General features: G+C 70.5%; 17 protein-coding genes. 5 read left to right on the plus strand and 12 right to left on the minus strand.

The window, feature by feature from the left end; translation table 11 throughout:
• Window positions 1-268: 268 nt before the first annotated feature.
• A complete protein-coding gene (locus ACU6P3_RS06180) occupies window positions 269-532 on the minus strand; it encodes a hypothetical protein (protein ID WP_344270516.1) in 264 nt (87 codons plus the stop codon).
• Between the two features lie 238 nt (window positions 533-770).
• Window positions 771-1,589: an SGNH/GDSL hydrolase family protein gene (locus ACU6P3_RS06185; RefSeq protein WP_447196247.1), complete on the minus strand. Its 819-nt coding sequence runs from the start codon at window positions 1,587-1,589 to the stop codon at window positions 771-773.
• A 592-nt stretch (window positions 1,590-2,181) separates the two neighbouring features.
• On the opposite strand from ACU6P3_RS06185, the gene ACU6P3_RS06190 reads away from it, so the two are divergent.
• The 4 genes from ACU6P3_RS06190 to ACU6P3_RS06205 all read left to right on the plus strand — a co-directional run bounded on the left by ACU6P3_RS06190 (window position 2,182) and on the right by ACU6P3_RS06205 (window position 6,470).
• A complete protein-coding gene (locus tag ACU6P3_RS06190) occupies window positions 2,182-3,048 on the plus strand; it encodes a glycosyltransferase family 2 protein (RefSeq protein ID WP_447196248.1) in 867 nt (288 codons plus the stop codon).
• The gene (locus tag ACU6P3_RS06195) at window positions 3,045-4,133 is read left to right on the plus strand and encodes a glycosyltransferase family 2 protein (protein WP_447196249.1); all 1,089 of its coding nucleotides are present in this window, start codon (window positions 3,045-3,047) and stop codon (window positions 4,131-4,133) included. Before ACU6P3_RS06190 ends, ACU6P3_RS06195 begins: the two co-directional genes overlap by 4 nt.
• Window positions 4,134-4,255: 122 nt before the next feature.
• Entirely contained in the window at window positions 4,256-5,041 is a 786-nt protein-coding gene (locus ACU6P3_RS06200) for a polysaccharide deacetylase family protein (RefSeq protein ID WP_447197785.1), read from the plus strand.
• A gap of 313 nt (window positions 5,042-5,354) precedes the next feature.
• Window positions 5,355-6,470: a DUF5925 domain-containing protein gene (locus tag ACU6P3_RS06205; RefSeq protein ID WP_447196250.1), complete on the plus strand. Its 1,116-nt coding sequence runs from the start codon at window positions 5,355-5,357 to the stop codon at window positions 6,468-6,470.
• 30 nt (window positions 6,471-6,500) lie between these two features.
• Here the strand turns inward: ACU6P3_RS06205 and ACU6P3_RS06210 are convergent, their stop codons facing one another.
• The 4 genes from ACU6P3_RS06210 to ACU6P3_RS06225 all read right to left on the minus strand — a co-directional run bounded on the left by ACU6P3_RS06210 (window position 6,501) and on the right by ACU6P3_RS06225 (window position 10,298).
• Entirely contained in the window at window positions 6,501-6,875 is a 375-nt protein-coding gene (locus tag ACU6P3_RS06210; protein WP_030752796.1) for a GntR family transcriptional regulator, read from the minus strand.
• Window positions 6,876-7,064: 189 nt separating this feature from the next.
• Window positions 7,065-8,639 (minus strand): tripartite tricarboxylate transporter permease, encoded by a 1,575-nt coding sequence (locus tag ACU6P3_RS06215; protein WP_447196251.1) that lies wholly within the window; start codon window positions 8,637-8,639, stop codon window positions 7,065-7,067.
• Window positions 8,640-8,643: 4 nt separating this feature from the next.
• Complete coding sequence (locus ACU6P3_RS06220; RefSeq protein WP_447197786.1) at window positions 8,644-9,168, minus strand: tripartite tricarboxylate transporter TctB family protein; 525 nt, start codon at window positions 9,166-9,168, stop codon at window positions 8,644-8,646.
• Between the two features lie 146 nt (window positions 9,169-9,314).
• A complete protein-coding gene (locus ACU6P3_RS06225; protein WP_447196252.1) occupies window positions 9,315-10,298 on the minus strand; it encodes a Bug family tripartite tricarboxylate transporter substrate binding protein in 984 nt (327 codons plus the stop codon).
• 250 nt (window positions 10,299-10,548) lie between these two features.
• Between ACU6P3_RS06225 and ACU6P3_RS06230 the strand changes: the two genes are divergently transcribed.
• Window positions 10,549-11,223, plus strand: coding sequence for a response regulator (locus ACU6P3_RS06230; protein ID WP_344270751.1), 675 nt, complete (start codon window positions 10,549-10,551; stop codon window positions 11,221-11,223).
• Window positions 11,224-11,373: 150 nt separating this feature from the next.
• Here ACU6P3_RS06230 and ACU6P3_RS06235 read toward each other — a convergent pair whose 3' ends face one another.
• From ACU6P3_RS06235 to ACU6P3_RS06260, 6 genes are all read right to left on the minus strand, one after another.
• The gene (locus ACU6P3_RS06235) at window positions 11,374-12,246 is read right to left on the minus strand and encodes a putative protein N(5)-glutamine methyltransferase (protein WP_447196253.1); all 873 of its coding nucleotides are present in this window, start codon (window positions 12,244-12,246) and stop codon (window positions 11,374-11,376) included.
• A 368-nt stretch (window positions 12,247-12,614) separates the two neighbouring features.
• Complete coding sequence (locus ACU6P3_RS06240; RefSeq protein WP_447196254.1) at window positions 12,615-13,787, minus strand: site-specific integrase; 1,173 nt, start codon at window positions 13,785-13,787, stop codon at window positions 12,615-12,617.
• A gap of 76 nt (window positions 13,788-13,863) precedes the next feature.
• On the minus strand, window positions 13,864-14,079 hold the full coding sequence (locus tag ACU6P3_RS06245; protein ID WP_447196255.1) for an excisionase family DNA-binding protein: 216 nt from the start codon (window positions 14,077-14,079) through the stop codon (window positions 13,864-13,866).
• Window positions 14,080-14,547: 468 nt separating this feature from the next.
• On the minus strand, window positions 14,548-16,023 hold the full coding sequence (locus ACU6P3_RS06250) for an AICE element replication initiation protein (RefSeq protein WP_447196256.1): 1,476 nt from the start codon (window positions 16,021-16,023) through the stop codon (window positions 14,548-14,550).
• 2 nt (window positions 16,024-16,025) lie between these two features.
• Window positions 16,026-16,892 carry a bifunctional DNA primase/polymerase gene (locus ACU6P3_RS06255; protein WP_447196257.1) on the minus strand — a complete coding sequence of 289 codons (867 nt, stop codon included), beginning with the start codon at window positions 16,890-16,892 and terminating at the stop codon, window positions 16,026-16,028.
• A gap of 85 nt (window positions 16,893-16,977) precedes the next feature.
• On the minus strand, window positions 16,978-17,769 hold the full coding sequence (locus ACU6P3_RS06260; protein WP_447196258.1) for a deazapurine DNA modification protein DpdA family protein: 792 nt from the start codon (window positions 17,767-17,769) through the stop codon (window positions 16,978-16,980).
• Between the last annotated feature and the right edge of the window lie 127 nt (window positions 17,770-17,896).

The raw sequence follows: 17,896 nt of genomic DNA on the forward strand, positions 1-17,896 counted from the left end.
CGAGAACGAGTGAAAGCGGTGGCCGAGGCCGGTGTCGGGGAGTGGGATCAACCGGCCGGGGCCACCGCCCTACGAGGAATTACCGCGCTCGGGAGTCACACCGGCGCACCGCCGCGGGCCGTGGGGACGTGTGCGGTGCGGCACTGCGCCGGACGATGTGACCACCCGAGCGCGTTCGAACGACGTAGTGCGTTCGAGCGTCAGTACGTGGATGACATGGACGGAGTACGACGACTACGCCCTTCCGCGTACGGACGGCCGTACAGGGTCAGCCGCGGCTGCCGAACAGCGAGCGGCGCAGACGGCGCAACGGCGCGAAGAGCGAGACACGCGCGCTCCTGCTCCGGTGACCGCCCACCCTGTCCTGCGTGGTCAGTTCACGCATCAGCAGCGTCGCCTCGACCGTCTCCCGCTGCGGGACGGCGGGACCGCCGAGCACCGCGAGATGACGGTCGAGGCGCGTACTGGTCGCGCTGTTACCGCAGGTGATCGCAGGGATTCGCGCCCTGCTGTGCACTGTTATCCGTTCCATTTCACTCCCCACCCGTAACGAGGCACCCGGCCCGGGCAGATTAACCCTATCTCCCCCGCGCGACACTCGTGTATCCCGCCTCCGGGGCCAAGCACACCCGTACGGGGAACCTTGATCGTATTCGGATCCATGCTTTTTCAGGGCGAGTTGGACACTTCGGGAGAGTCGGGGACCACCCGCGCCGGACGCCCGGGAGCCGGCCGGTACGCCCCCGTCGGACGGGGCCGCCGAGCCCGGCTCACGCGGCCGAGGTGAAGACCGGCAGATAGCCACCGGACTGGCCGGCGGCGGTGGGGTGGTACGACTCGCCGATGTCGAGCCAGTTCACGCTGTGCAACCAGGCCGAGCTGGAGCAGATCTCGTGACCGGTGAAGGCCCCGGCCACCCCGGCGAAGGTGAAGCCGTGGTCGGCGGCCCGCTTGGCGGTCGCCGTGTTGAGGTGGTCGGCCGCGTCGTTGATCGCCGTGCGCTTCCGTTCGCTCAGCCCGACGGAGCAGGTACCGGGGACCTGATAGAAGCGCGGGTAGCCGAGGACGACGACTCTGGCCGACGGGGCCTTGGATCTGATGGCGGAGTACACGGCGTCGAGGTTGCCGGGCAGGGTGCTGTCGACGTACGAGCGGGCCTGGTCGATCCGGGCGAGACAGGCGGCCTCGGACTGGAGCACACAGGTCGTCATGACGTCGGAGAACCCGGCGTCGTTGCCCCCGATCGTGATGCTGACCAGGTCGGTGGCGGCGCCGAGCGGTGCGAGCTGACCGGCGGTCACATCGCCTGTACGGGCGCCGCCGCACGCGGTGAAGGCGAACGTCGCGGGTGAATGCGCCGCCGCCCACAGCGCCGGGTACGCGCGGGGCGTGCGCTTGCACGCACCGCTCGCGCTGTCGTAGGCGCCCGCACCGACGCCCGAGGAGTACGAGTCCCCCAGGGCCACGTAGTCGACGGCCGCCGCCGAGTCGACGGACGGTGCCGCGTGCGCCGAGGCCGCTCCGGTGAGAGCGAGCACGGCGCCGAGGAGGAGCGAGGACGAGAAGACCGTGAAGCGGGACAGTTTCATGGAACCGAACCTCTCCTTCGGCAGGATCTCTGCCTCAACTTTGGTAGCAGCGGGGCGCGTTCACCGGAACGGAACGCGTCGGGTCCGTTTCGGGGAGACATGAGGCAGGAGTGCGGAGAAACAGTGAAGGAGGGGCAGGGTGGGGGAGCGAACAGAGAGACGACGCGCCCCGTCACGGACACGGCGTCACACCCGCACGCGCGCCGCGAGGTTCCGGGGAGGACCGTAGAAGTACGGCCAAAGGCGCGAAAAGCGGGGTGATGCACCAAGCCTTGCCATACAGTCCTAATCATCAATACCGTCGTACATCCACCCGCATCGGAACATCATGCGCGGCGGCTCTTGGGGAGAGCCGGGTTACGTGCGGATGACTTCCGGGGCGGGGCGCGGTAGGGGGGTGCCGTGCTCGGTGACCGCACGATGCGCACACAGTGCCGAGTCGCGTGCCGCGCGGCCAGTTCTTCAGCTCACCACCTGTCCGGTACGGAGTTCCATGCCGTCATGACCGGGGTGAGGACCCCCCTTTCGAACCGGAAACATCATCGGACCGCCCGGGGGCGGGCGGTCCACCGGACGAGAGGGAACCAGACTCGTGAGCGCTTCCGTGCGCCCGGCGGTGCCGGGCGAAGATCCGTTGACCGTACCGACCGGGGCGGGCGGCGCCGGCGTCGCCGAGCGGTTACCCGTGCGGTACCGGCCCATTTCCTCGCACCTCGCGATCGCCCCGCCGGTGAGCGTGGTGATCCCCGCGATGAACGAGGCGCGGAACCTTCCGTACGTCTTCAGAACGCTGCCCGACTGGATCCACGAAGTCGTCCTGGTGGACGGGCGGTCCAGTGACGACACCGTCCAGGTCGCCCGTGACCTGTGGCCGGGCATCAAGGTCGTCGGCCAGCGCGGCAAGGGCAAGGGGGATGCCCTGATCAGCGGGTTCGCCGCCTGCACCGGTGACATCATCGTCATGATCGACGCTGATGGCTCGGCGGACGGCCGGGAGATCGTCAGTTATGTCTCCGCGCTGGTCTCGGGCGCGGACTTCGCCAAGGGCTCGCGCTTCGCCAACGGCGGCGGTACGGACGACATGACGGCGATCCGCAAGCTCGGCAACCGGGTGCTGTGCGCCGTCGTCAACGCGAAATTCGGCGCCCGTTACACCGATCTCTGCTACGGCTACAACGCCTTCTGGCGGCACTGCCTGGACAAGATCACCCTGGACTGCACCGGGTTCGAGGTCGAGACGCTGATGAACATACGTGTGGTCAAGGCGGGCCTGAAGGTGCAGGAGATACCGAGCCACGAGTACGACCGGATCCACGGGGTCAGCAACCTCAGGGCGGTCCGGGACGGTCTGCGGGTGCTCAGGGTGATCCTCAAGGAGAGGGGTGTTCCCCGGTCGGCGCGCCGTCGGCCGGTGGGACCGGCGCTCCGGATCTCGGTGCCGGGAGGCGGGGCGTCATGAACGCGCCGAACCCGCGGAGGCACCACCGGCCCTTCTCGGTGGTGATCTGCGTCTACACGGAGGAACGCTGGGACGCCATCCGCGCGGCGGTCGAGTCCGTGGCGCGGCAGTCGCTGCCGGCACTGGAGATCCTGCTCGTGGTGGACCACAACGCCGCGCTGCTGGCGCGGCTCCGCCGGGAGTACCGGCGGCTCACGGCGCGCGGGGAGGTGCGGGTCCTCGCCAACGCGGGGCCCCGCGGCCTCTCCGCGGGCCGCAACACCGGGATCGCCGCGGCACGCGGCGAACTGGTGGCGTTCCTGGACGACGACGCTGTGGCGGAACCCGACTGGCTGCGGTACTTCGACGAGGCGTACGAGGACCCCCGGGTGCTCGCGGTCGGCGGCCGGACGGTACCGGCCTGGTCGTCGGGGCACCGGCCCGGCTGGTTCCCGGAGGAGTTCGACTGGGTCGTCGGCTGTACGTACCGGGGCCTGCCCGCGGGCCGGGTGCGCGTCCGCAACGTCCTCGGCGGGAACGCCTCGTTCCGGCGCTCGGCGTTCGTCACGGCCGGGGGGTTCGCCACGGGCATCGGCCGGCGGGAGGGCGACGGACGTCCGCTGGGCTGCGAGGAGACGGAGCTGTGCATCCGGCTCACCGCGGCCGTGCCGGACGCGGTGCTGCTGATCGACGACCGGGCGGTGATCCACCACGCGGTGTCCGCCGACCGTGAACGCTTCCGCTACCTACGGGCTCGCAGCTACGCCGAGGGCCTGTCCAAGGCGCTGGTCGCCCGGAGCGTGGGAGCGGCCAAGGGCCTGGAGTCCGAGCGTCGTTACACCACCCGCGTGCTCCCGGCGGGCATCGCGCGCGGCGTGCGCGACGCGCTGCGCGGGAGCGCGGACGGACTGGGCCGCGCCGGTGCGATCGTCACGGGGGTGATGGCGGCGGCCGCGGGATACGCGGTGGGGCGCTTCCGCACACGTGGCGGGGGCGTGACGTTCTCGTCGGGCCCGATCGAGTGGTCGGTACCGGAAGGAGCGGGCCCACGGGGCGGAGGCTCACGGGACGAGAGCTCACGGAACGGGCGGGAGGCGGTGGTGTGAGCCGGGACCGAACGCCGGGACCGGGGGCGCGGTCAGGGCCGGGGCCGGGGCCCGGGTCGGGGGGCTCAGGGATCTCAGGGGCTCTGGGAGCCTCGGCGGGGGCGAGGGCCGTGCCGGTCCTCATGTACCACGCCGTCGGAGACCGGCCGACGGCCTCGACGTACGGGCTGTCCGTGACACCCGGCGCCTTCGCCGAGCAGTTGGGGGTCCTGCACGAGCGGGGGTTCACTCCACTGACGACCCGGGCGCTGGCCGACGCCTGGCGGACGGGGGGCGGACTGCCGGTGCGGCCGGTGCTGATCACCTTCGACGACGGGTACGAGGGCGTGCACCGGCACGCCCTTCCGTTGCTCGCCTCGTACGGCTTCCCGGCCACGGTCTTCGTCTCGACGGCGTGGCTGCGGGGGCGGTACGACCAGGGCCGGGCGCCGGACGCGATGCTCGACTGGGGCCAGGTGCGTGAACTGGCCTCGGCCGGCGTCGAGATCGGCGGTCACAGCCATACGCATCCCCAACTGGACCAGCTCGACGGCCTGCGGCTCGGCTTCGAGGTCCGCCGCTGCCGGGAGATCGTCGCGGCAGAGGTGGGCACGCCGCCCGTCTCGTTCGCGTACCCGTACGGCTACTCCAGCCGACGGGTGCGCGACGCGGTCCGGGCGGCGGGCTTCACCCAGTCCGTGGCGGTGGGCAACGACCTGGCACGCCACCGGCAGGGTCCGCACGCCCTGCGCCGGATGACGGTCCGCCGTACGACGGGCATCGGGGAGTTCGCCCACCTGGTGGAGGGACGCGCCCTGGCCCGCCACTTCGTCACCGACCGGGCCCTGACCAAGGGCTACGCGGTCGTACGCCGCACACGCAGGGCCACCGCGCTGGCCGGCTCGCTGTTCCGGGGCACGCGGCCGTGACGCCGCGGGCGGGGTCCGGGGCCGCGCGGGCCACGGGCCCCGCACCGACGGGTGCGGCGGTCGCCCGACGGTCCGTGGCGCGTCCGGGCCTCCGCCGTGCGGGCCATGAGCCGCCGTCGCCCGCGCGCCACACGGGTACGGCGGGCCCGGCAGGTCCAGTGGGGCCGGCAGGTCCGGCGTCGAGCCGGGTGGGGAAGGCGGTGCGCGAGCGCACGGGCCGCCGCGGCCGCCGCCCCCACCGTGCGCCCCGTCCCTCGTCGCCACAGGGCAAAACACCGTGCATCGGCCGTCCCCGTGCCGGATCATGGGCGACATGTCTGCCAACCCACAGGACGCACTGCCGATCCGGCTCAACGTCGACGACAGCGACTCACCGTCGGATGTGGTCGACGCGCTGTTCCTCGGCCGCTTCGCGACGGGCGAGCAGCCGTACAGCCACAGCTCCACCATCGACCGCGTCAGGTCGGGCGCGACCCTGCTGCCGTCCGGCGCCACCGTGCTGCGTTCCGCGCGGGACGACGACCGCAGCGCGACGCTCGCCGAGGGCGACGGCTGGACGCTGCTGATCTCCCGCTGGAACCGGGGCGCGGACGTCACCGTCACCGCCGTCAGCCCCGAGCTCGCCGAGAAGGTCCACCAGCAGGCGACCGACGGCGCGCAGGACGAGCCGGAACCGCAGCCGGACAACGTGACCATGGGGTTCTGGTACGTCTCGCCCCGGCGTGGCCCGCACCGCACCACCCGGCAGATCACCGCCGGCGCGTGGGACGAGGTCAGGCCGAACTACACCGCGCCGGTGGCCGACGCGATGGACCGGCTGATGAAGGTGACACCCGACGACATCGCGGGCCGGCTGCTCCTGCTGCACGGTCCGCCCGGCACGGGCAAGACCTCCGCGCTGCGCACGCTGGCCCGCTCGTGGCGCGACTGGTGCCAGGTCGACTGCGTACTGGACCCGGAGCGGCTGTTCAACGACGTCGGCTACCTGATGGACATCGCGATCGGTGAGGACGAGGGCTCCGCCAAGGGCCGGTGGCGGCTCCTGCTGCTGGAGGACTGCGACGAGCTGATCCGCGGCGAGGCCAAGCACACGGCGGGACAGGCGCTGTCGCGGCTGTTGAATCTCACCGACGGCCTGCTCGGACAGGGCAGGAACGTCCTGGTGGGTGTGACGACCAACGAGGACCTGGAGCGGCTGCACCCCGCGGTGGTCCGGCCCGGCCGTTGCCTGGCCAGGATCGAGGTCGGCTCACTGACCCGCGCGGAGGCGCTGAGCTGGCTGAACGGCACCGGGGAGAACGGCGAGTGGGAGGAGTCGGTCGGCCGCGAGGGCGCCACGCTGGCCGAGTTGTACGCGCTGCGGCGCGGCACCGGCCCGGCGTCGGTCCCGGCCCAGTACCCGGGGGCGGACGCGGGTCTGTACCTCTGACACGGGTCGGCGTCTCCGGCCCCGGTCGTCTCACTTCGCGTAGACCGCCCGCACCGCGTCCTCCACGGCGGCCAGCGCGGCGGCCCTGCCCAGGCCCAGGCGTCGCGCGCGTTCCGCGTACGCCCGCGCGGCGGCCGCGGCCTCCCGGTCGGCGGCCTCCCCGGCGGCGGCGATGAACGTGCCGTTCCGGCCCCGCGTCTCGATCACACCGTCCGTCTCCAGCGCGCGGTACGCCTTGGCGACGGTGTTGGCGGCCAGGCCCAGTTCCTCGGCCAGGCCCCGGACGGTGGGGAGTTTGTACCCCACCGGAAGGGCTCCCTTGCGGGCCTGGGTGGAGATCTGGCTGCGCAGCTGCTCGTACGGAGCGGTCGGGACAGCCGGGTCGATCACGATCTTCAGGGTCACGCCCCGATTCTCCCTCACGGCCCGCCCGCCCCGGGCGATCCCCGCCTCGGGTGGCCGGATCACGACAGGTCGAGCGGGCTCCGCGACCGCCGGTCCGACCGCCGGTCCGAGGCCAGCCGCCGCGGGGTGAGGGACCGGTCGGTGGCCGTGGCCGGGCAGGTCAGGGACCCTGCCCGGCCACGGCGGATGTCAGGCCGTCACCTCACGGCGGTCACCGTCACGGTCACCGCCGCCGTCGCCCTCGTTCCCGCCGTCACCGTTACCGTCGCCGCGCCCGCGGCCACGTCCGCGTGCGATCAGCTTCCGTACGCCCGGCCAGGCGAGCAGCAGCACGATCACGGCGTACACCGTCACCGAGAACGGCGTGTTCACCAGCCCGGTGACGCTGCCGTCGCTGATCTGGAGGGCGCGCCGCAGCTGTTGCTCCGCGGCCGGGCCCAGGATGACGCCGATCACGGCCGGCAGCACCGGCAGCCCGTACCGCCGCATCCCGAACCCGATCAGGCCGATGATCAGCAGGATGACCAGGTCCAGCGCCTCCCCGCCGACCGCGTACGCGCCGACGGCCGCGAAGAAGAGGATCCCCGCGTAGAGGTACGGGCGCGGGATGCGCAGCAGCTTGGCCCAGACCGGCGCGAGCGGCAGGTTGAGCGCGAGCAGCAGCGCCAGGCCGATGAAGAGCGACGCGATCAGGCCCCAGACCAGCTCGGATTCGCGTTCGAAGAGCAGCGGGCCCGGCTGGATCCCGTACTGCTGGAAGGCGGCGAGCATCACGGCGGCGATGGCGGTCGTCGGCAGGCCGAGGGTCAGCATGGAGACCAGCGTTCCGGCCGCCGAGGCGGTGGCCGCCGATTCCGGCCCGGCGACACCTTCGATGGCGCCCTTGCCGAACTCGTCCTTGTGCTTGGAGAGCCGTTTCTCGGTGACGTACGAGAGGAACGTGGTCATGTCCGCGCCACCGGCCGGGATCGCGCCGAACGGGAACCCGATGAGGGGTCCGCGCAGCCACGGCCGCCAGGTGCGGCGCAGGTCGTCCTTGCCGAGCCAGGGGCGGCCGACCGGGATCGCCTCGCCGGAGGTGCGGCGGAGATGGGCGGCGACCCAGAGGGCCTCGCCGATCGCGAAGAGGCCGACGGCGACGATCACGACGTCGATGCCGTCCGCGAGTTGGAGCGAACCGAAGGTCAGCCGCTGCTGACCGGTCATCTGGTCGAGGCCGACCAGGCCGACGGTGAGCCCGATGAGCAGCGAGGCGAGCCCCCGGATCCGGGACGAGCCGAGTACGGAGGTGACGGCGATGAACGCCAGCACCATGATCGCGAAGTAGTCGGGGGCTCCGATGTCGACGGCGAGCGCGGCGACGGCCGGGGCGAGGAGGACCAGCAGGGTCGTGCCGATCATGCCGCCGGCGAAGTGACCGCCGGCCGCCGCCGCGAGGGCCTGGGCACCGCGCCCGCTCTTGGCCATCGGGTTGCCCTCGATCGCGGCCACGACGGCGGCGCTCTCGCCGGGGGTGTTGAGCAGGATGGAGGTGGTGGAGCCGCCGAACATCGCGCCGTAGTAGATGCCGGCGAACATGATGAAAGCGCCGGTCGGCTCGAGTCCGTACGTCACGGGGAGGAGCAGGGCCACGGCCATGGCGGGGCCGATGCCGGGCAGGACGCCGATCGCGGTGCCGAGCAGCACGCCGACCGCGGCCCAGAGCAGGTTCATCGGCGTGAGCGCCGTACCGAAGCCGTCGATGAGGGAGTTGAGGGAGTCCATCGGGTTACAGCACCCCCATCAGCGGGCCACCGGGCAGGGGGACACCGAGCAGGTTGTTGAAGACGACGAAGGTGACGACCGAGAGGGCGGCCGCGATCAGCGGGTCACGGTGGTAGTGGCGGCTGCCGAGCGCGTAGGCGGAGCCCCAGAAGAGCAGGGCGCCGGAGATCGGGAAGCCGAGCGGGCCGATGAGGACCGCGTTGCCGAGGAAGACGCCGATGAGCAGGAGGACCGTCCGCCAGTCGCTGGGTTCGGTCAGGTCGATGTCCTCACCGCCCTCCGCCTCGCCCCGGCCGCCGCGCAGGACATCGAGGGCGAGCAGGACGGCGACGACCAGCAGGCCTATGCCGACGACGACCGGGACGGTCTTGGGGCCGACGGGGCCGCGCTGGGAGATGTCCACGTTCATGGTGAGGGCGTCGGTGAGGACCAGGACGCCGAGGGCGAGCAGGAGGAGTCCGACGCCGAGTTCGGAGTGCTCGCGCAGCCAGGCGCGGGCCCCCGCCCCGCCGCGGGACGCGCCGGACATCTGGTCCGTCGGCTGGTCCGCCGACTGCTCCGGCTTCCGCTCCGGCTCCTGTTCCGGCGTCTTCCCCGGAGTCCGTTCCGGCTTCTGTTCCGCGGTCCGCTCCCGCGTCCGCTCCGCCGTCTTCCCCGGAGTCGGTTCTGGCGTCGTCACAGTCCCAGCTCCTTCAGGACGGAGTCCACGCGCCGGTCTTCCTCGGCGAGGAAGTCGCCGAACTTCTCCCCGGTCAGGAAGGCGTCGTCCCAGTTGTTCTTCTTCAGCGAGTCCTGCCACTGCGGCGAGTCGTGCAGCTTCTCGACGAGGGCGAGCAGCTTGGCGCGCTCGGCGTCGGACAGGCCGGGCGGGGCGACGAGGCCGCGCCAGTTGGTGAAGTCGACGTCGAGGCCGGATTCACGCAGCGTGGGGGCGTCCACGCCGGGCACCCGCTCGGGTCCGGTGACCGCGAGGACCCGCAGGTCGCCGGATTCGATCTGGTCGAGGTACTCGCCGATGCCGGAGACCCCGAAGGAGACCTTGTTGCCGAGGATGGAGGCGAGGAGTTCGCCACCGCCGTCGAACGGTACGTAGTTGACGGACTTCGGCGTGACACCGGCGGCCTTCGCCATCAGCATCGGGGCGAGGTGGTCGGGCCCGCCCGGCGAGGAGCCACCGCCGACGGGCACCTTGGCCGGATTGGCCTTCCACGCGGTGAGCAGGTCGTCGAGGGTCTTGTACGGGGAGTCCTTGCCGACGACGACGATGTCCGGTTCCTCGGTGATCCGGGCGATCGGGGTGGCGTCGGCGAGCGTCTTGGGCAGCTTGTTGGTGCGTACGGCGCCGACGACACCGAGCCCCATGGACATCACGAGCTTGCCGTTGCCGTGCTCGCCGACGAGCCGGGTGAGACCGACGGTGCCACCCGCGCCGGGCAGGTTGAACACCTCGATGTTGTGGGTGACTTCGGCGTCCTCGGCGTTCTTGGCCAGGGTGCGCGCGGTGATGTCGTAACCGCCGCCGGGTGTGTTGGGGACCATGAAGCGCAGACCGGGAATCTGCGTACCGGTGTCGGCACCGCTGCGCGGCGTGAGCAGCGGCGGCCCCACCAGCACGAGCAGCGCCGACCCGAGCAGGGCCAGAGGGGTGCGCAATCGCACGTCTGCCGCCTTTCGGAGAGTGAGCTGGATGAGTCGGAAGCCGTGGGGGGTGAGGCCAGGGCGGCTCCGGGTCCTGTCCGGCCGGTGTTCACGGGTCCGTGAACACCGGCCGGACAGGACTCGCACCATGGCCGGAAACATCTGTGAAGTGGGCCACATGTTGCCTTCGCGTTAACAAGCTGTCTCTCTTCCGGAACCAACGGACGTTGTGGTCGTTGTGGTCGCGGCCTAGCGTGTCGGCGTGACGAAGGTGCTGGTGGTGGACGACGACTTCATGGTCGCCAAGCTGCACAGCCGCTATGTGTCCGCGACGGACGGCTTCACGGTCGTCGGTGTGGCGCACAGCGGCGGCGAGGCGCTGCGCGCGGCCGAGCGGCTCCGTCCCGATCTGGTGCTGCTCGACATCTACCTGCCCGACATGGACGGGATAGCCGTCCTGCGCGAACTGCGGGCGGCGGAGGAGCGGGACGGCGGCCGGGCGGGCGTGGACGCGCTGTTCATCACGGCGGCGCGGGACGCGGGCGTGGTCCGGGCGGCGCTGCGCGCCGGTGCGCTGCACTATCTGATCAAACCGTTCAGCCGGGCGGCGCTCCAGGAGCAGCTGCGCCATGTCGCGTCGCTGCGCTCGCGCCTGGCCGTGCTCGACGAGGCGCGGCAGGAGGACGTGGACCAGATCTTCGGCACCCGCCCGCCCGGCGCCAGGAGCCTGCCCAAGGGCCTGGCGCCGCATACGGCCGACCTGGTCGCCGGCATCCTGCGCGCCCATCCGGCCGGTCTGTCGGCCACGGAGTGCGCGGAGGCCGGCGTCCTGTCCCGGGTGAGCGCCCGCCGCTACCTGGAACACTTCGCGGAGACGGGCCGCGCGGAGGTCACCCTTCGGTACGGGGGAACGGGGCGGCCGGAGCGCCGGTACCGCTGGCTCTGAGAATGACGGCTCGAGGCGACCGGCCAGGGCTCGGTTCGGCCACTCGGTTCGGCCACTCGGTACGACCGCTCGCGCAACGGCTCGATCCGGTGGCTCGATCCGATCGCCCGCTCGGGTGGCTCGACCCGGCGGCCCGGCCCGGCGGGCGGGTCACTCCCCGTTGACGGGGTGGTCCCGCCGGTCCGTACCCGGCCTGGTTCCGATGACGACTGTCGCGTCCAGTTCGTCGCAGACCGCCACGCGCGGGACCAGGCCGTCGCCCGCGACCACGTCGAGGGCCGACGGCGTCTGGTGGTCGCTCGTCTCGAACAGCAGATGACCGCCCGGCGCCAGCCACCGCGCCGCCCTCGCGGTCACCCGGCGCACCACGTCGAGACCGTCCGCTCCCCCGTCGAGCGCCACCCGTGCCTCGTGGATCCGGGCCTCCGGGGGCAGCAGCCCGATCTCGCCGGTGGGCACGTACGGCACGTTGGCGAGCAGGACATCGACGCGCCCCCGCAGCCCGGCCGGCAGTGGGTCGTACAGATCGCCCGCGTACACGCGGCCCCCGGCCGCGGCGACATTGCGGCGGGCGCAGCGCACCGCCACCGGGTCGATGTCGGCCGCGTGCAGTTCCGCCCGGCCCAATGCCGCGGCCAGCGCCGCCCCGAGCGCACCGGAGCCGCAGCACAGGTCGACGACGACGGCACCGGGCCGGGCGAGCGAGGCGGCCCGGTCGACCAGGAACTCGGTACGGCGGCGCGGCACGAAGACCCCGGCGTCCACGGTGAACCGCAGCCCGTGGAACTCCGCCCAGCCGAGGACATGCTCCAACGGCAGCCCGGCGGCACGCCGTTCCACCATGGCGGCGAGTTCGGCGGGGCTCCGGGCCGCCGAGACGAGCAACCGCGCCTCGTCCTCGGCGAAGACGCAGCCGGCGGCGCGGAGTTCGTGGACCACCGCGGGCGGAGGAGAAGGGAGCGGAGAAGAAGAAGAGAACGGGAAAGGGAGCGGTGAAGGGGACGGCGACGGTGAAGACGGCATGGAAGCCACTGGCCTTTCGGGATGCCCAGGGGCGCTCCCGCGGTCACCTATGCCTGACGGACCGCACGGTCGTGGAAGGGGAGCGCCCGACCTGCTGCAGCGGTAATCGGTCCCACCTCCTGAAGATCACGTTCCTTGTCCAGCGGAATCCACCCTACCCGAGGCGGATCGATCCGAACCGTCGTCAGTTCCCCCGCCCGGCGAGGGGCTTTTCTCAGGGGCTTCTTAGCCCTGCCCTAAGAGCAGCAACGGGGCACGCGTCGCCCGCACCACAGGTCAGACGACGCGTGCCCCCTCGCACCGCAAGGCTCCACGTCGCTGGGGAGCCAAAAGGGGGGCCACGGAAGGCAGAAGCGCGCTCGGCAGCCCTACGCCTCAGCCGGAGGACCATCATCGAAGATCTCATCCATCGCTTCGGCCCCCTCCGTGAGTACAGGCCGGATCTGCTTACGGTAGACCTTCTCTGTGGTGCCCGTACCGGCATGACCAACCACCCGTGCGATGACCTCCAACGGGATCCCGTGATCCGAGAGGATTGAGACGAAGCTGTGCCTCAGTTCTCGCGGGGTCCACTCTTTCGGATCAGAGAATCCCGCATCGGCCAGCATCGCCCTGAAGTTCTGCCGAACGGTGTAAGCACTGCGCTCTTCCCCCATGTCTGTGCCGAACACGAATCCGCTGTCGCTCCACGGGACACCCAAAGCCTTCCGCTGCCGTTGCTGCGCAGCTTTGTGCGCCTCAAGAACAACGACCAGTTGACGAGGAATACCGAGCGTCCGCCGACTACTCGTCGTCTTGGTTTCTCCGCGCTTACGCACCGAGCGCCAAACCTCGATATACGGCACGGAGTCGCTCGGATGCAGATGTACGCGATCCCAGGTGAGCGGTCGCACTTCCTCCGTCCGGATGCCTACAAGCAGCGACAGAACCACGTACGCGTGAATCCACGTTCCCTGACGGGCGGAGAGCACCGTTTTCGCCTGCTCCAACGTGAGTGACTTACTCGGACGTCCGGGCCGTCCTTCGGGGACCTCCACCAGCTCAGCCACGTTACGCATCACCTTGTCCCGCCGCTGCGCATGGGAGATCGAGCGACGCAGGATCGAGAGCGTCATTTCCAGGGAACTTGTCGCAAGAACCATGGACTTCTCATCCAGCCAGCAATCCAAGGCATCCGCCGTAAGATCTCGCAATCTCGCCTTACCGAGATCGGCCACTACGTGGTTTTTGGCGAGACTCTTGTACGTGTCGATACTGCCTTTGTCCCTCCCTTTCAGCCCGTGCGCCAGCCAGTCGGTAATCGCCTGCTCGACCGAGTACGTGGCTGAAGTCTTGACTCCTGCCTCCAACTCCTTCTTGAGATCTTTGAGCTTGCGACGGACTTCCGTTTTGGTCTTTCCAGAGACCTTGGGTCGGTTTCGTTTGCCGTTGGAGTTGTAGCCGAGCGATACGGCGCCGATATAGCGGTTCTTGGACTTGTCCCAGTAGATCGAGTCTTCCCCGTTTCCCGCCTTGCGGTTCCTGTCTGACGCCTCAGTCATACGTGTCTTCCTTGTCGAGTGAAACGAGCGGGGCCGCGCCCGGTCAGGCGCGGCCCCGTGGCGGAGCGGTGATGGATCAGCGCGCGGCGGCGGCCTCGCGCTTGAGGAGTTCGACGTATTCGTCGATGTACTCGCTCGGCACGAGACGGCGCCGGCCGACGCGGACCGTGCGGAGCCGTCCCAACCGGATCTCCTCATAGGCGGTGGAGCGCTTGACTCCCAGGACGTCAGCAGCGACTTCGACACGATGAAGGCGGCGCTGCGGCGTGGATGCGGCGGGGGCCGTGTCCATGGGTGGACTCTCCTTCGTCTCATGGCAGGCGCGCGGACAGGGGGCGTGGCTGTCCGAGGTTCGGATTTCTGCGTCATTGCGTCATCAGCGTCATGCTGGGGCTTTGAGCTGGGGTTTTGCATGACGCAGCAGTCAGGGTGTGCGTCATGAGTTCGTCATGGGGTGCGTCATTGCATGACGCACATGACGCAGGGATGACGCAGGGGCGGCCGTCTGCGTCATGGTCGTTCCCGCATGTCGGGGGGCCGGTTGGCCGTCCGCATGACGCACATGACGCAGCGTTCCCCCTCTTAGGACAAAGGAGGGGGTGTCTGTAGTAGTGGTGCGGGCCCCTCAGAACGTGAAGAAGGGGCCGCTGCGCGGCGCGTCCTTGGGGCGGCGCAAGCGCCGGACAAGCAAAAGGAGCACCAGTCGGCGGCGGCGCGGTGCTCCTCTTGCTTGTCCGCGCGCGCCGGTCCGGGCGGCCGGTCAGAACATCGGCTGAGGCGGTGCCGGGGACGGTGCGGCCGTGCGGGCCATTTCGAGGTAACGGCCTTCGTAGGTGCGGCCGGTGTCGATGAGCACCCCGCGCGCGGCGAGGGTGGGTTGAAGGCGCTTGAGGCGGTCTGAGAGGACCTTACCCGTCGTCGGCCACCCTTTAGGAAGGGAGCGCAGTTCCTCACCGCTGTAGAGGCCGCTGAGGCAGTGCAGCCACTCCGTCGATGTCATCCGCTGCGCTGTGCCCGGTTCGAGGGTGTCGGCATGTCGCAGGACAGTCTGCGCCAACAGGTCGCCCTCAATGACGTCGTCGTTGAGGTCGTCCAGACTCGCCCGGTACGCGGCCAGCGCCCCGAACCCGGTCGCGGTGTCGAGCTGCGCGCAGAGGTGAGCGAAGTCGGCCATGCGCAGGTCTGTGGGCGTCTCCGCTTCCACGGCCCGGACCTTGACCGTGAGATCCAGGAGCGAGCCGAGGACAACCGGGAGGACGTCCGCGTACTCCGCCCACAGCTCTGCTTCCGTGCGCCGGACGGTGGGCCGTTCCAGCCGTAGGGGTAGGAGGCGTTCGGCAAGGTCGGGGCGGATGACGCCGACATCGATGCCGGTGAGGAGCAGAGGGCGGCGGTAGCCGACGCGGAATACGTCCCCGTCCGTGAACAGGGCCCGCTTCACGCTTTCGGCTCCGGTGACGATGCAGCACATGGCGTCGGACAGGTCCGGGGTCATGTGGGAGAGGTTGTCGAGCGCGGTGACCCAGCCGGCCGCCACGGCCGCGATCAGGTTCTCCTCATCTTTCGGGGCGCGGCGTAGGTCCCCGCTCATGCCCTCGATGATCCGCACGAGCATCCGCCCACCGGTCGACTTCCCCGCACCTTGGGGGCCGGTGAGGAAGGGGGCAGGGACGGGGACGGACGGTCCGAGACAGCCGATCAGCCACGCGATGGCCAGACACTCCGTCTCCGCGCCGGCGAAGTTGCACAGCCTCAGCAGCAGATCGATGCCTTTGCCGTTGGTGTCCTTGGCGGGCAGGGGGAGTTCCCCGGTGAGCTGGGTGCGCCGCCAGCACACCTCACGCGGATCAGGGGTGGTGATCTCCCATCCCGAAGGATGGATGCGCACGGAGAGGCCATCGTCGCGGCCGAGGTCGAGCCACGTCGCCCCGTCGAAACCGGGCGCCACCCGGATGTTCACGGGCTGCACGTCCTCGGACAGGGCGAGCGCTTCGATCAGGTCCAACGCCTCCTTGAGCGCGGTCCCGTTGAACACGCCCACTCCGTCCCTGAACAACCCGACCATGAGTTCTTGCCGGTGACTGCCCGTCGTTCCCTGGGAGCGGATCGGGCGGGCTACGGGGTGGCCGTTGCGCTGGGCGTAGACAGTGCCGTCGGCGGTGCGGAAGTACCGGAAGTGCGTGTGCGCGTAGTTGGCGATGACCTCGCGGGCGGGGTTCTTCTCGTCGTCGGACATGGTCACAGTCCCAACCGGGTGCGGGCGTTGGTCCACGCGTCCGCGCAGTGCCGGGGCGATTCGCCCTTGGCCTGAGCGGCGGCGAAGAGCCGGTTCGTGTGGTCGTCGGTGAGGCAGCCACACCGGCCGTGCGTGGACAACACGGCGAGGAACGCTCCGAACACCGTGGCGTGTACGGCCGTGGTGGCGGCGGTGATCCGCTGTACGGCCATGGCGATCCCCCGTTCGAGGTAGACGGGGGTGCGGTGCGGGCACCGGCCGCCCCCGGTAGGCACGGCGACGGCGCGCACCGGCCGGACCGGGGCGGGTTTCTTCACGATCAGCGCGCGTACCACGTCCGGAAGCGCTGTCACGGTGCCGGAGCCGGGGCCGAGCCACCGGGCGTAGGACATGGACGACTTCACATCCACTCCGGGCCGGACGTCGTTGGCTGATGGCATGGCGCCCTGGTAGATCCAGTGCTCTCCGCGCGTCGTCGGCACGGTGCGGGTGGCGGGCAGGGTGTCCCGGGCCCATGCGACGGCCGCCGCGTTGTCCAGGTCCACGACGGTCAGGCCGGCGCCGCCGGGGTGGTAAGCGACGGCGCCAGCCTGCCTCCACGCGCGTGCCCAGGGGCGGGAGGTGAGCACGGCCGGATCGGTGGTGGCGGCGGCCCATGCGTGGCAGGGGGCCGGGCACTGGCAGGGTCCGGCTTCGCGCATGTTCGGTCGTCCGCCACAGGCGACGGCCGCGCACGACCGGCAGTTGCCCACGGGCAGCTTCCCCGCCCGCAGCGGCAGAACCGGGACATCGGCAGAGGCCAGGTTCAGGGCGGTGTTCAGTAAGGGCGAGTCAGCGCGTACTCGCCGGATCGGGGCAGGTTGGGTCATGCTGGATGCCTCCAGTTCCTCTGTTGAGTTGTGCTGGTTGAGGGCGGCCCCGGTCTTTGGCGAGAGGGGGCCGCCCTGGTCGTTGCTATGCGGTGAGTTCGGGTTGCTGCCATGAAGGCAGCGCGCTCAGGACGCGGGTGCGCCACTGGAGTGCGTAGTCGATGCAGTTAGCGCAGTTCTTGTGGGTGTGGCCGAGCAGGGGTGGGCGGCGGCGTGCGTGGGAGCTCCACGCGAGGGAATCGGCGGTGGCCATGAGGTGGCCGACCTTTTCCAGGCCCAGGGTTTTGAAGCCGAACCCGTGGAGCCGCAGACCGTGTCTGGCGAGCATCGTGACGATGGCGGCACCCTCCCGGGTGGACTGCCGGCGGCAGACCGAGCCCAGTCCCACCAGAGGTTCGGCGGTGAGGTCGACCCCGGCGCGCTCGTACAGCGCCACGCAGTGCTCGTAGTCCCGCATCTCCCAGCCTTGGAGTACCGGGATGATGGGCAGGTCAGGTGCCAGTTCCCGCAGTTCCAGGTAGTTGGCCACGGTGCGCCGCTGGTGCTCGGCCACGCTGAGGTGCGTGCCGGCGAAGGTGAGGGGCCCGGCTTGACCGCCGTGGATGATGAGCGGTTCACACATCCAGTCCTGTGGGGCCGCCCAGTCGAACGGACCGACCCCTTCCCAGATGCGGTACAGGTCATCGATGTACTGCCGGGGGGGGCGGGTCCAGCGGCCGTGTTCCTGGAGCTCCGAGAATCCGCCGGAGTCGACCGCGTACCGGCCGATCGCGACCGGCAGGGTACGGGCCGCGGCGAAGTGCTCGGACTTCAGGAACAGCGGCACGTCCGTGAGCTTGACCCAGTGCCGTTTGTGGGTCGTCAGGTAGAAGCGCACGACTCTCCTTCAAGGCTGATTTCGCGGCTTGAGAGGGGGTGGCCGGGGGATGCCCAGACCCCCTCTAGGGCCCTCTACTTCGCAGGTCAGACCCCTCTATGGGGGGTCTCTACCGGTGTAGAGGGCC

The sequence above is a fragment of the Streptomyces hebeiensis genome (assembly GCF_052983195.1).

What these genes read in the sequence shown, in the direction of transcription:
- ACU6P3_RS06180 (WP_344270516.1), bottom strand. Translation starts at nt 532, where the DNA reads ATGGAACGGATAACAGTGCACAGCAGGGCGCGAATCCCTGCGATCACC.
- ACU6P3_RS06185 (WP_447196247.1), bottom strand. Translation starts at nt 1,589, where the DNA reads ATGAAACTGTCCCGCTTCACGGTCTTCTCGTCCTCGCTCCTCCTCGGC.
- ACU6P3_RS06195 (WP_447196249.1), top strand. Translation starts at nt 3,045, where the DNA reads ATGAACGCGCCGAACCCGCGGAGGCACCACCGGCCCTTCTCGGTGGTG.
- ACU6P3_RS06200 (WP_447197785.1), top strand. Translation starts at nt 4,256, where the DNA reads ATGTACCACGCCGTCGGAGACCGGCCGACGGCCTCGACGTACGGGCTG.
- ACU6P3_RS06205 (WP_447196250.1), top strand. Translation starts at nt 5,355, where the DNA reads ATGTCTGCCAACCCACAGGACGCACTGCCGATCCGGCTCAACGTCGAC.
- ACU6P3_RS06215 (WP_447196251.1), bottom strand. Translation starts at nt 8,639, where the DNA reads ATGGACTCCCTCAACTCCCTCATCGACGGCTTCGGTACGGCGCTCACG.
- ACU6P3_RS06220 (WP_447197786.1), bottom strand. Translation starts at nt 9,168, where the DNA reads ATGTCCGGCGCGTCCCGCGGCGGGGCGGGGGCCCGCGCCTGGCTGCGC.
- ACU6P3_RS06235 (WP_447196253.1), bottom strand. Translation starts at nt 12,246, where the DNA reads ATGCCGTCTTCACCGTCGCCGTCCCCTTCACCGCTCCCTTTCCCGTTC.
- ACU6P3_RS06240 (WP_447196254.1), bottom strand. Translation starts at nt 13,787, where the DNA reads ATGACTGAGGCGTCAGACAGGAACCGCAAGGCGGGAAACGGGGAAGAC.
- ACU6P3_RS06245 (WP_447196255.1), bottom strand. Translation starts at nt 14,079, where the DNA reads ATGGACACGGCCCCCGCCGCATCCACGCCGCAGCGCCGCCTTCATCGT.
- ACU6P3_RS06250 (WP_447196256.1), bottom strand. Translation starts at nt 16,023, where the DNA reads ATGTCCGACGACGAGAAGAACCCCGCCCGCGAGGTCATCGCCAACTAC.
- ACU6P3_RS06255 (WP_447196257.1), bottom strand. Translation starts at nt 16,892, where the DNA reads ATGACCCAACCTGCCCCGATCCGGCGAGTACGCGCTGACTCGCCCTTA.